The sequence below is a fragment of the Rhodococcus sp. S3 genome, from assembly GCF_058211795.1.
On record NZ_CM177074.1, the window covers coordinates 3,750,740 to 3,763,578 of the forward strand.

At 69.8% G+C, this 12,839-nt stretch carries 1 protein-coding gene (cut by a window edge); it reads right to left on the reverse strand.

From position 1 onward, the window contains the following. Window positions 1–12,748 carry the start of a non-ribosomal peptide synthase/polyketide synthase gene (locus tag AC0LPE_RS17420; protein WP_490604887.1) on the reverse strand. 16,835 nt of this gene lie to the left of the window's left edge, so the window shows 12,748 of its 29,583 coding nt (coding positions 1–12,748); the start codon lies at window positions 12,746–12,748; its stop codon lies off the left edge, out of view. Window positions 12,749–12,839: the final 91 nt, after the last annotated feature.

Here is a 12,839-nt window from a genome sequence, read left to right on the forward strand (position 1 = left end):
CGGCCTGCGCGAGGTTCTGGAACGACAGACCCACCTGGAACAGCGGGTGCCGTGCCGTGGACCGTGCGGGGTTGAGCACCTCGACGAGCCGCTCGAACGGCACGTCGGCGTTCGCGAACGCGCCGAGGTCGGCCTCACGGGTCCGTCCCAGCAGCTCGGTGAACGACGCGTCCGACTCGACGTGGGTCCGGAACACCAGCGTGTTGACGAACATGCCGATCAGGTCGTCGAGTTCGCGCTCGCCGCGACCGGCCATCGGCGTGCCGATCGCGATGTCGTCGCTCGAGGACATGCGTGCGAGGAACACCGCGAGCGCGGTGTGCAGCACCATGAACATCGTGGTGTTCGTGCGCCGGCCGAGGTCGGCGAGGCGCCGGTGGAGGTCGGCCTCCACCGTGAAGTCGACGCGGCCGCCCCGGAACGACTGGACCGCGGGACGCGGCCGGTCGCTCGGGAGATCGAGCTGGTCGGGCAGGCCGGCGAGCGCCTGTTTCCAGTACTCGACCTGCTCGGCGGCGAGCGATTCGGGATCGTCCTCGTCGCCGAGCACCTCGCGCTGCCAGATGGCGAAGTCGGCGTACTGCACCGACAGCGGCTCCCACGCGGGGGCATCGCCCTGCGACCGCGCGACGTAGGCCGTCATGAGGTCGCGCGTGAGCGGCCCCATCGACGAGCCGTCGGCGGAGATGTGGTGGACCACGAAGGCAAGGACGTAGTCGGATTCACGGACCCGGAACAGTCGCGCGCTCAGCGGCACGGCCGTAGTGACGTCGAAGATCGTCGCCGCGAGTTCCTGGACGGCGGCGACGATGTCCGCTTCCGGCACGTCCACCGGAGTGAGGTCGGGAACCGCCTGCGCGGCCGGAACGATGACCTGGACGGGACCGTCCTCGGTTTCCGGGTAGAAGGTGCGCAGCGATTCGTGGCGGGCCACGACGTCGCCGACTGCGGCCTGCAGCGCGTCGACGTCGAGATCGCCGGTGAGCCGGATCGCGATCGGCACGTTGTAGGCCGACGATTCGGTGTCGAAGCGGTTGAGGAACCACATGCGCTGCTGCGCGAGCGACAACGGGATGCGTGCGGGCCGCTCGACGGCTTCGAGAGGCCGGCGGTCGTCGCCGCGCTGCGACTCGACCGCACCGGCGAGCGATTCGACGGTGGTGTTCTCGAAGAGGGCGCGCACCGGAACCTTCGCACCGAGTGCGGCTCCGAGCCGGGAGGCCACCTGGGTGGCGAGCAGCGAGTTGCCGCCGAGTTCGAAGAAGTCGTCGTCGAGACCGACCCGTTCGACGCCGAGCACCTCGGCGAAGACCGCGGCGACGGCCTGCTCGGCCGGCGTGACGGGGGTTCGGAACTCACGGGTCTCGAAGACCGGCTCGGGCAGGGCCCTGCGGTCGAGCTTGCCGTTGACGTTCAGCGGCAACGCGTCGAGCGTCACGAACGCCGACGGGACCATGTACGAGGGCACCTGCGTCGCCAGGTCGCTCCTGACCGTCGCCACGTCCAGGGTGTCGGCTTCGGTGGGCACGACGTAGGCGACGAGCTGGGTGCCGACCCGCTCGTCTTCCCGGGCGATCACCGCGACATCACGCAGCGCATCCATCGCACGCAGGGCGGACTCGATCTCACCGAGCTCGATGCGGAAACCACGCACCTTCACCTGGAAGTCCGTGCGCGACAGGTAATCCAGTTGCCCGTCACGGGTCCACCGCACCAGGTCGCCCGTGCGGTACAAGCGTTCCCCGTCACCGAACGGCGAGGCGACGAACCGCTCCGCACTCAGATCCGGGCGCCCGAAGTAACCACGTGCGAGCTGCGCACCGGCCAGATACAACTCGCCGGCGACACCGGCCGGAACCGGATGCAGACGCTCGTCGAGCACGTAGACACGGGTGTTCCACTCGGGCACACCGATCGGCACCGACGCACCCGAGGTGTCGGTGACATCACCGGCGGTGACCGACACCGCGGCCTCGGTCGGACCGTACAGGTTCACCAACCGGGCGGCGTTGTGCTCGACGAACCGCCTCGCGGTGGCCGGCGGGAGGGCCTCACCGATCGCCAACACCTGCCGCAGGGACGGCGTGAGGGTGCCGCCCGCATCGACCATCAGAGCCTCGAGCATCGACGGCACCACATGCAGCGTCGTCACCGACTGCTCGGTCAGCAACCGGTTCAGATAGGCCGGATCGCGATGACCGTCCGCCGACGCGATGACCACCCGGCCGCCGGAGACCAGCGCCGACCAGAACTCCCACACCGACAGGTCGAACGTCGCCACCGTCTTCAACAACACCGCATCATCGGCACCGAGACCGAAATGCTCACGCTTCCACAGCAACTGGTTGACGATCGCCGCGTGCGGCACCGCCACACCCTTCGGCCGACCCGTCGAACCCGACGTGAAGATCACGTACGCCGTGTTCGTCGCACGCAGCGGCGCGACCCGCTCGGTATCGGCCACCGGCGCCGCGGACAGTTCGGACAGATCCAGGGTGTCGAGCAGCAGGGTGGGGACAGACTTCTCCCCCGGTGCCGTGAACTCGTCGCGCTCGGTGGACAGGATCACCACCGGAGCAGCCGTGTCGAGGATGTAGGCGTTGCGATCGTCCGGCTGATCGGGATCGACCGGCACGTAGACGCCACCGGCCTTGACCACCGCATACATACCGACGAGCAACTCGACCGAACGACGCATCGCCAGCGCCACCGTCGACTCCGGACCCACACCCTCCGAGATCAACCTGCGCGCAAGACGATTGACCCGCGCATCGAACTCCGCATAGGTCAGCGACTCGCCCTCGAACACCAACGCCGTCGCATCCGGCACCCGCGAAACCTGCTCGTCGAACAGATCCGCCAGGGTCGACGTCTGCTCGACCGCACGGTCGGTGGCGTTCCACGACTCGAGGATCTCGACCCGCTCCGATCCGTCGAGCATGTCGATGTCGCCGACGGCCGTGGCCGGGTCGGTGACGATCGCCTCGAGGACACGCACGAAGCGCTGCGCGAAGCCCTCGACCGTCGACTCGTCGAACAGATCGGTCGCGTACGTGAAGGTGGCGTCGATGACGTCGGGCGCACCGTCGTCGTCGTAGTGGTCGAACACCGTGAGTTGCAGGTCGGTCTTGGCGAGCTGCAGCTCGAAATCGGTGGAGCTCACCGTCAGACCGGGCAGTTCGAGCTGGGTACGCGCCAGGTTCTGGAACGACAGACCCACCTGGAAGAGCGGGTTGCGGGCGGTCGAGCGCACCGGGTTCAGCACTTCCACCAGGCGTTCGAACGGCACGTCGGCGTTCGCGAAGGCACCGAGGTCGGTCTCACGGGTGCCTTCGAGGAGTCGCTCGAAGGACTGGGCCGGGTCGACGTCGCTGCGGAAGACCAGCGTGTTGACGAACATGCCGATCAGGTCGTCGAGCTCGCGCTCGCCGCGACCGGCCATCGGGGTGCCGATCGCGATGTCGCGGGTACCCGAGAGCCGCGCCAGCAGGGTCGCGAAGGCCGCGTTGACGACCATGAACAACGTCGCGTTCTTCGACCGCGCGAGGTCCTGCAGGCCGCGGTGCAGTTCGGGCGAAATCGTGAACTGCAACGATTCGCCGCGGAAGCTCTGGCTCGGCGGACGCGGGCGGTCGGACGGGAGATCGAGCTGGTCGGGCAGGCCGGCGAGGGCCTGCTTCCAGTACTCGACCTGCTTCGCGGCCAGCGATTCCGGATCGTCCTCGCTGCCGAGCACCTCGCGCTGCCACAGCGCGTAGTCGGCGTACTGCACGGGCAGCGGCTCCCATGCCGGGGCGTCGCCGTGCGAGCGCGCCGCATAGGCCGTCATCAGGTCGCGGGTCAGCGGGCCGACCGACGCGCCGTCGGCCGACACGTGGTGCACGACCAGCGCGAGGATGTGCTCGTCGTCGCTGACGCGGAAGATGCGCACCGCGACGGGCACCTCGGAGGTCACGTCGAAGGTCGTCGACATGAAGGCGACGATCTCGGGTTCGAGTTCGGCCTCCGCGACCTCGCGCACGACGAGTTCGGGCAGCGCACCGTCGAGCGGGAGCACCACCTGGTGCGGGCCCTCCGGCGAATCCGGGTAGATGGTGCGGAGCGATTCGTGCCGCGCGATGACGTCGCGTGCTGCCGCACGGAGTGCCTCGACGTCGAGGGTACCGACGAGCCGCACGGCGATCGGGATGTTGTCGACCGCGGAGGACGCCGTGTCGAACTGGTTGAGGAACCAGTAGCGCTGCTGCGCGAGCGACAGCGGAACCCGGTCGGGTCGTTCGGTGGCGACGAGGGGCCGGCGCGGACCGCCGGAGACCCCGCGTTCGAGGCGCGCCGCAAGCTCTTCCACGGTGGAGGCCTCGAACAGCAGGCGCAGCGGCACGGTGGCGTTCAGCGCGGCACCGATGCGGGAGACCACCTGGGTGGCGATGAGCGAGTTGCCGCCAAGGGCAAAGAAGTCGTCGTCGAGGCCGAGGCGGTCGACACCGAGGACCTCGGAGTAGATCGACGCCACGACCTGCTCGGTGGACGTGGTGGGAGCGCGGAACTCCTTGACCTCGAAGACCGGGTCGGGCAGTGCCTTGCGGTCGAGCTTGCCGGACGCACCGAGCGGCATGGCGTCGAGGAGCACGTAGGTGGCGGGCACCATGTAGGCCGGCAACTGTGCGGACAGTGCCGCACCGGCCGCCACCTGATCGAAGGTCGCACCGGCCTGCGGGACGACGTAGGCGACGAGCTGGTCCTGACGGACGAGCACGACGGCCTGATCGACCTCGTCGAGGGCGAGCAGCGCGGTCTCGATCTCACCGAGTTCGATGCGCAGACCGCGGAGCTTGACCTGGAAGTCCGTGCGGCCGATGTAGTCGAGTTCGCCGGTCCCCTCCGTCCAGCGCACGAGGTCGCCGGTGCGGTACAACCGCTCACCGTCGCCGAACGGCGAGGCGACGAAGCGCTCGGCAGTGAGGTCGGGGCGCTGCATGTACCCGCGCGCGAGCTGGGTGCCCGCGAGATAGAGCTCTCCCGCGACCCCCACGGGCACGGGTGCGAGACGCTCGTCGAGGACGTAGACGCGGGTGTTCCACACGGGGGCACCGATCGGCACGGAGACCGTGTCGGCGTCGGTGGCCTCGTGGTAGGTCACGTCCACGGCCGCCTCGGTGGGGCCGTAGAGGTTGTGCAGGCCGGCGTCGGACAGCAGTGCCCGCGTGCGTGCGGCCAGTGCGGACGGAAGCGCCTCACCGGAGGCGAAGACGTGGCGGAGCGACGTGAGTTCGTCGGCCGACGCCTCGGCGACGAACACCGCGAGCATCGACGGCACGAAGTGCACGACGGTCACGCCGCGGCGCTCGATCACCGAGGTCAGGTACCGCGGATCGCGGTGACCGTCCGGCACGGCGACCACCAGTCGGGCACCGATCTGCAAGGGCCAGAAGAACTCCCACACCGACACATCGAAGGTGAAGGGGGTCTTCTGCAGCACCACGTCGGCGCCGGTGAGCGGGTACTCGTGCTGCATCCAGCGCAGGCGGTTGACGATCGCGCCGTGCGGCACCGCCACACCCTTCGGCCGTCCGGTGGACCCGGACGTGAAGATGACGTAGGCGGTGTTCGACGCCCGCAGCGGGGACGTCCGCTCGGCGTCGGTGACGGGATCGGACGCCGTCGCGGACAGGTCGAGGGTGTCGACGAGCAGGCTCGGGACGGACCTCTCCCCCGGCACGGAGAATCCGTCGCGAGCGGTGGTCAGCACCACCACGGGAGCGGCGGTGTCGAGGATGTAGCCGTTGCGATCCTCCGGCTGGTCCGGGTCGATCGGCACGTAGGCACCACCGGCGGTGACGACCGCGTACATGCCGACCAGCAGATCGAGCGAGCGACGCATCGCCAGACCCACCCGCGCGTCGGGGCCGACGCCGAGTGAGATCAGGTGCCGCGCAAGACGGTTCACACGCTCGGAGAACTCGCCGTAGGTCAGCGACTGGCCCTCGAACTCCACCGCGACCGCATCCGGCGACCGCCGGACCTGCTCGGCGAACAGATCGACGAGGGTCGAGGTGCCGTCGAGCGCGTGGTCGGTGTCGTTCCACTGCTCGAGGACCTGCACGCGTTCGGCGTCGTCGAGCAGGTCGACATCACCGATCGCGGCGGAGAGATCACCGGTGACCGCATCGAGGAGACGGACGAAGCGCTCGGCGATGCGCTCGACGGTGCGGGTGTCGAACAGATCGGTGGCGTAGGTCAGGCCCACCGAGTACTCGGCGGCACCGGTCGCGGTCGGCGTCTCGGTGACGACGAACTGGAGGTCGAACTTGGCGGTCGCGATGTCGAGGTCGACGGCCTCGACGGTCAGCCGCGGAAGTTCGAGCGTGCCGGTCTCGAGGTTCTGGAACGACAGCATCACCTGGAACAGCGGGTGGCGTGCGGTGGAGCGCTCAGGGTTGAGCACCTCCACGAGTCGTTCGAACGGCAGGTCGGCGTGACCGAACGCTTCGAGGTCGGCGCCGCGTACCCGGCCGAGCACCTGCTCGAACGACTCGCCACCCTCCACCCGGGTGCGCAGCACCAGAGTGTTGACGAACATGCCCACCAGGTCGTCGAGCGCCGCGTCGCCACGACCGGCCACCGGGGTGCCGATCGCGATGTCGTCGGTGCCCGACAGCCGCGCCAGCAGCACGGCCAGCGCGGCGTGCACCACCATGAACGGGGTCGCGTTGCGTTCGCGGGCGAGCGTGACGATGCGGTCGTGCAGCGTCTCGTCGATGGTGAACTCGTGCAGGGCACCCCGGTTGGTGGCGACGGCAGGGCGCGGGTGGTCGGCCGGCAGGTCGAGTTGCTCGGGCAGACCCGCGAGCGTCTCCCGCCAGAAACCGACCTGCGAGGAGATGACCGACTCCGGATCGTCCTCCGAGCCGAGCACCTCCCGCTGCCAGATCGCGAAGTCGGCGTACTGCACCTGCAGCGGCTCCCAGCCGGGTTCGCCGCCGGCGGCGCGGGCCGCGTAGGCGGAGACGATGTCGCGGGTGAGCGGGCCCATCGAGAAACCGTCGGCGGCGATGTGGTGCACGACGAGCGCGAGCACGTGTTCGGTCGCCGACACCGCGAACAGCTGCGCCCGGAAGGGTGCCTGCGTGGAGACGTCGAAGCCGGACGAGACGAGATCGGTGATGCTCTGCACCAACTGCGTCTCGGCGACGTCGACCGGCGTGAGGTCGGGTTCGACCTCGGACACCGGCAGCACCTGCTGGTAGCCCACACCGTCGACGTCCGGGTAGATCGTCCGCAACGACTCGTGCCGGCCGAGCACGTCGACCACCGCGGAGCGCAACGCCTCGACGTCCAGGGCACCGGTCAACCGGATCGCGCCGGGGATGTTGTTGACGGCCGATTCCGGTTCGAATCGGTTGAGGAACCACATCCGCTGCTGCGCGAGCGACAGCGGGACCCGCTCGGGACGTTCCTGCGCGACGAGCGGCGTGCGGCCCTGGGCCTCACTCTGCTCGACGCGGGCGGCGAGGGCGGCCACACCCGGCGCCTCGAACAGGACACGAACGGGCACAACGGTTCCCAGTTCGGAACCGAGGCGCGCGACGACCTGCGTCGCGATCAGCGAGTTGCCGCCGAGGGCGAAGAAGTCGTCGTCGAGTCCGACACGGTCGACACCGAGGACGTCGGCGAACACGCCGGCGACGACCCCCTCGACCGGGGTCGTGGGTGCACGGAAGCCGCGAGCCTCGAAGACCGGGTCGGGCAGCGCCTTCCGGTCGACCTTGCCCGAGCTGCCGAGCGGCATCTCATCGAGGACCACGAACTGCGACGGCACCATGTAGGCCGGCAGCACCGCGCTCAGCGCGGCCTGCGCGGCGTCGCGGTCGAAGGTCGTGTCGGGGGCCGGAACCACGTACGCGACGAGCTGATCGCGGCGCACCTGCGCGGCGGCCTGCGACACCCCGGTGTGGTCGAGCAGCGCGGTCTCGATCTCCCCGAGCTCGATGCGCAGACCGCGGAGCTTGACCTGGAAGTCGGTGCGGCCGAGGTACTCGAGATCGCCGCTGCGGTCGTTGCTCCAGCGCACGAGGTCGCCCGTGCGGTACAGGCGCTCACCGTCGCCGAAGGGCGAGGCGACGAAACGCTCGGCGGTCAGATCGGGGCGGCCGACGTAGCCACGCGCCACCTGCACGCCCGCGAGATACAACTCGCCCACGACACCGGCGGGAACCGGCGACAGCCGCGAGTCGAGCACGTAGGCGCGGGTGTTCCACACCGGAGCACCCATCGCGACGGAACCGCCCGTCGTTCCTGCGACCGGGCGGGCGGTGGCGTGCACCGTGGCCTCGGTGGGGCCGTAGAGGTTGTGGAGCTCGGCGTCGCTGATCCGCAAGAACTGCTCGGCCACCGACAGCGGGAACGCCTCACCGGCGACGAGCACGGTGCGCAACGACACGCAGTCGTCGGCGGACACCGACGCCGCGAACACCGCGAGCATCGACGGGACGAAGGAGGTCGCCGTCACCGCACGCTCACGGATGACGGTGCCGAGATAAGCGGTGTCGCGGTGACCGTCCGGAACCGCGATCACCATGCGCGCACCGACGGCCAGGGTGCCGAACAACTCCCACACCGACACGTCGAAGGTGAACGGGGTCTTCTGCAGCACCACGTCGTCGGGGCCGATCCCGTATTCGGTGGTGATCCACCGGATCTGGTTGACGACCGAGGCATGGGCCACGGCCACACCCTTCGGGCGTCCCGTCGAACCGGAGGTGAAGATCGAGTACGCGGTGTTCGACGGTCGCAACGGCGCGACGCGATCGGCGTCGGTGACGGGCTCGGCCGGGGTCGCGGACAGGTCGAGCCCGTCGATCGCGAGCGACGGCACCGATGCCGTGGCCGGCACGGAGAATCCGTCGCGCTCGGTGGTCAGCACCACCACGGGAGCGGCCGTGTCGAGGATGTAACCGTTGCGATCGTCGGGCTGATCCGGATCGATCGGCACGTAGGCACCACCGGCCGTGACGACCGCGTACATACCGACCAGCAGATCCAGCGAGCGGCGCATCGCCAGACCCACCGACGCCTCCGGCCCGACACCGAGCGAGATCAGATGCCGCGCAAGACGGTTCACACGCTCGGAGAACTCGCCGTAGGTCAGCGACTCGCCCTCGAACTCCACCGCGACCGCACCCGGCGACCGCCGGACCTGCTCGGCGAACAACTCCGCCAGGGTCCGGGCATCGCCGAGTTCGTGCTCGGTGGCGTTCCACGTGGCGAGCACATCGGTGCGCTCGGCGTCGTCGAGCAGCGCGACATCACCGACCGGGAGTGCGGGTTCGGTGACGACCGCGGTGAGGATCCGGGTCAGGCGCTCGGCGAAGGACTCCATCGTCCGGGCGTCGAACAGATCGGTGGCATAGGTGAGGTCGACGAGATAGCCCTCGGCGGTGGCGTCGTCCGAGACGGTGACCTGCAGGTCGAACTTCGCCAGTGCCGCGTCGACGTCGAGCGCCGAGACGGTCAGGCCGGGCAGTTCGAGGGAGTCGGCGTCGAGGTTCTGGAACGCGAGGAGCACCTGGAACAACGGGTGACGTGCCGTCGACCGCTCGGGGTCGATGATCTCGACGAGCCGCTCGAACGGCAGGTCGGCCTGCCCGAACGCTTCGAGGTCGGCGCCGCGCACCCGGCCGAGCACCTGCTCGAACGACTCGCCACCCTCCACCCGGGTGCGCAGCACCAGGGTGTTGACGAACATGCCCACCAGATCGTCGAGCGCCGCGTCGCCACGACCGGCCACCGGCGTGCCGATCGCGATGTCGTCGGTGCCCGACAGACGCGCCAGCAGCACGGCCAGCGCCGCGTGCACGACCATGAACTCGGTGGTGGAGGTGCGGCGGGCCAGATCGCGGACGGCGGAACGGAGTTCGGAGCCCAGGACGAACCGGTGCGAGGCACCGCGGTAGCTCGCGACGGCCGGTCGCGGACGGTCTGCCGGCAGATCGAGCTGCTCGGGCAGACCCGCGAGGGTCTCCCGCCAGAACGCGACCTGCGAGGAGATGATCGACTCCGGATCGTCCTCCGAGCCGAGCACTTCCCGCTGCCAGATCGCGAAGTCGGCATACTGCACGGCGAGCGGCTCCCACTGCGGGGCGTCGCCCGAGACGCGTGCGGCGTAGGCCGTCACGACGTCGCGGGTCAGCGGACCCATCGAGAAACCGTCGGACGCGATGTGGTGCACGACCAGCACCAGCACGTGCTCGGCCGCGGTCCCGGTCTCGGTGACGGCGAACAACCGGGCCCGGAAGGGGACCTGCGTCGTCACGTCGAAGCCGGTGCCGACGATCTCGGTTGCCCGGGCGATCAGATCGGACTCCGCCACAGCGACCGGCGTCAGGTCGGGCACCACCTCGTCCACCGGCAGCACCTGCTGGTAGCCCACGCCGTCGACGTCCGGGTAGACCGTCCGCAGCGACTCGTGCCGGCCGAGCACGTCGGTCACCGCGGCCTGCAGGGCCGCCGCGTCGAGTGCCCCCGACAGGCGGATCGCCACGGAGATGTTGTTGACCGCCGATTCGGGCTCGAAGCGGTTGAGGAACCACATCCGCTGCTGCGCGAGCGACAACGGCACCAGTTCCGGACGCACCTGCGGGACCAGCGGTGCGCGTCCGTCGCCGCCCGAGGCCATGGCGGCGTCGACGAGCGAGGCCAGTTCGGCCGCGGTCGGGGCATCGAAGAACTCACGGACGTCGATGCGGACCTTGTGGTCGGCGCTCAGCCGCGCGACGACCCGCGTCGCACTGAGCGAGTTGCCGCCGAGTTCGAAGAAGTCGTCGTCGACACCGAGCCGCTCGACGCCGAGGACCTGCTCGAACGCCGCAACGACGGCGTGCTCGGTGGCCGTCGACGGTGCGCGGTACTCGCGCTGCAGGGAGCTGAAGTCCGGGGTGGGCAGCGCCTTCCGGTCGAGCTTGCCGCTGCCGCCGAGCGGGAACTCGTCGAGTTCGACGAACAGCGACGGCACCATGTAGTCGGGCAGGCGCCGGCGCACGGCGTCGGCGAGCTCGGACCGCTCGATGTCGCGGCCGTCGGTGACGAGATAGGCCACGAGGTGGTCGCCGAGCGTGGGGTCGGAGTGCACGACGACGACCGACTGCCGCACGCCCGGGTGGTCGAGCAGCGCCGATTCGATCTCGCCGAGTTCGATGCGCAGACCGCGCAGCTTCACCTGGAAGTCGGTGCGGCCGATGTACTCGATCTGTCCGTCGTCGTTCGTCTTCACGAGGTCGCCGGTGCGGTACATGCGGTCGCCGGGCTCGCCGAACGGATCGGCGACGAAGCGATCGGAGGTCAGATCGGGGCGACGGAGGTAGCCGCGCGCGAGCTGGACGCCCGCGAGGTAGAGCTCACCCTCGACACCGTCCGGGACGGGACGCAGGCCCTCGTCGAGGACGTAGAGGCCGGTGTCGGCCACGGCGGCACCGATCGGCACGACGGTGTCGTCGGCCGAGGTCGCGAAGTAGGTGACGTCGACCGCGGCCTCGGTGGGCCCGTAGAGGTTGTGCAGACGCGCCGAGGAGATCTCGTAGAAGCGGGCGACGGTCTGCGGGGGCAGCGCCTCACCGGACGCGAAGACGTAGCGGAGGGTGCTCACCGACGCGGCGGTGGGCTCGGTGAGGTAGACGGCGAGCATCGACGGCACGAAGTGCGCGATCGTCACACCGCGTTCGATCATCGTCTGCGCGAGGTAGGCGGGGTCGCGGTGCCCGTCCGGCACGGCGATCGTGAGGCGGGCGCCCACCTGCAGCGGCCAGAAGAACTCCCAGACCGACACGTCGAAGGTGAACGGCGTCTTCTGCAGCACCACGTCGTCGGCGCGCATCCCGTACTCGGACTGGCGCCAATCGATGTTCGCGACGATCGCCCGGTGCTCGACGGCGACGCCCTTGGGTCGTCCCGTCGAACCCGACGTGAAGATGACGTAGGCGAGGTGATCGGCCGTGAGCGCGCCGCGGCGCTCCTCCGGGGTGATCGGCTCGTCGGAGATCTCGGACAGGTCGAGGGTGTCGATCGTCAGCGCCGGGACGGAACCGGGGAGATCGACGGCGTCGCGTTCGGTGGTGACGACGGCGACCGGCTCGGCGATCTCGAGGACGTAGGCGAGGCGGTCGGCCGGATGGTCGGGGTCGAGCGGCACGTAGGCGCCACCGGCCTTGACGATCGCGTACATGCCGACCAGCAGGTCGAACGACCGGCGGACGGCGAGACCGACCCGTGCGTCGGGGCCCACACCGAGACCGATGAGGTGACGTGCGAGACGGTTGGCGCGGGCATCGAATTCGCGGTAGGTCAGGGCCTGCCCGTCGAACTCGAGAGCGACCGCCTCGGGGGTCCGCGCCACCTGGGCGTCGAAACGCGCCACCAGTGTGTCGGGATCGACCGTGGCCGGTGCTGCTGCATCGTCGCCGAGGACCTCGACGGCGTCGGCCAGCAGGGCGTCGACCACCCCCGCGAGACCCGGAGCACCCAGCAGAGCGGGCGCGATGTTCGACAGGACGACCGGGAACAGCGCGTCGAAACCGAGCGCGCCACCCATGGCGGTGTCGAGCGTGGCGATCTCGTCGCGCAGGCGCGCGTAGCCGACACGGGTGTCTCCGTCGGTGAGGGCGACGCGGTCGGGTTCGATCTCCGCGACGGCGGCGAGCAACCGGGGAAGGTCCTCGATCGCCAGCGCCGGCTTGCCCGCCATGTCACCCGTCATCTACGTCAGCCTCCTGAAATAACCTGCGCTCGGCATCGCGCTGTGCACGCGACACCGCCCCCCGCTGCCACCCGGCACCGTACTGGCCGGG